The sequence below is a fragment of the Flavobacterium bomense genome, assembly GCF_003970355.1.
On sequence record NZ_RYDJ01000131.1, the window covers coordinates 1 to 1,319 of the forward strand.

Consider the following 1,319-nt stretch of genomic DNA (forward strand, 5'->3'; position numbering starts at 1 on the left):
GCACAAGCGGGAGCTAAATTTTTGCGACCTACGACTTCTACTACACAAACTCGACAGCCAGTTGGATTGTGAGTGGTGTTTAAATCGTGTAAGTTCATATAACACAAGGTTGGAATATTAATTCCCACACTTTTGGCAGCATCCAAAATTGTAGTTCCTTTTTCAACCTGAAAATTTTTATTGTCGATTTTTATGCTAATGGTATCCATAAAATTGTAGTATAGAATTAATTTAAGTAAACAGCATGAAACTTGCATTTTTCCATACAGATGCCACATTTGGTACAAAGTTCCTGATTGATAACGTGTACTTTCTTTTTCTCTCCAGTAATGGCTCCAACAGGGCATTTTCTGGCGCAAACAAGACAACCAATACAATTTTCTTCGCTGATATAATAGCGCATAAAGGATTTGCATTGACCACTTGGACAGCGATGTTCAGCTACGTGGGCGTAATATTCGTCATAGAAATTGGCCATTGTAGAAAGAATTGGATTTGGAGAAGTTTGCCCCAATCCGCACAAAGATGTGTCTTTGACCACAACGCTTAAATTGCGAAGCAAATCCAAATCTTCCATTGTTCCTTTACCATCACATAATTTGGTGAGCATTTCGTGCAACCGTTTATTGCCAATTCGGCAAGGGGCACATTTACCACAGGATTCTTCCACAATAAATTCCAAATAAAAACGAGCCATCGAAACCATACAATCGTCTTCGTCCATAACAATCATACCACCAGAACCCATCATAGAACCTGCGGCGGTAAGTGAATCAAAATCTATAGGTAAATCCAAATGTTTTTCTGTCAAACATCCGCCTGAAGGTCCTCCGGTTTGCACCGCTTTGAATTTTTTTCCGTTAACAATTCCGCCTCCAATATCATAGATTATTTCTCTAAGAGTGATTCCCATTGGAACTTCAATCAAACCCACATTATTGATTTTTCCTGCCAAAGCGAAAACTTTTGTTCCCTTGGATTTTTCTGTTCCAATACTGGCATACCAATCGGCTCCTTTGTTGATAATAGCGGGAATATTCGCAAAAGTTTCTACATTATTGACATTGGTTGGTTTTTTTAAATATCCTGAGACACTGGGAAATGGTGGTTTTAAAGTAGGTTCGCCACGGAGTCCTTCCATCGAATGAATCAGGGCGGTTTCTTCGCCGCATACAAATGCTCCTGCTCCATATTTTATAGTGATGGTAAATTCAAAACCAGTTCCGAAGATATTTTTACCTAGTAATCCATATTCTCTGGCTTGGTTTAAAGCTATTTTTAATCTTTTGACAGCCAATGGATATTCGGCTCTAACATAT

At 38.6% G+C, this 1,319-nt stretch carries 2 protein-coding genes; both read right to left on the reverse strand.

Translation table 11 applies throughout. From position 1 onward, the window contains the following. The coding region (locus tag EKL98_RS16145; RefSeq protein WP_126563161.1) for a 2Fe-2S iron-sulfur cluster-binding protein at window positions 1-209 on the reverse strand (209 nt) is incomplete at its 3' end. 17 nt (window positions 210-226) lie between these two features. Next, on the reverse strand, window positions 227-1,319 hold a 1,093-nt coding region (locus tag EKL98_RS16150; protein WP_199740736.1), incomplete at its 5' end, for an NADH-ubiquinone oxidoreductase-F iron-sulfur binding region domain-containing protein.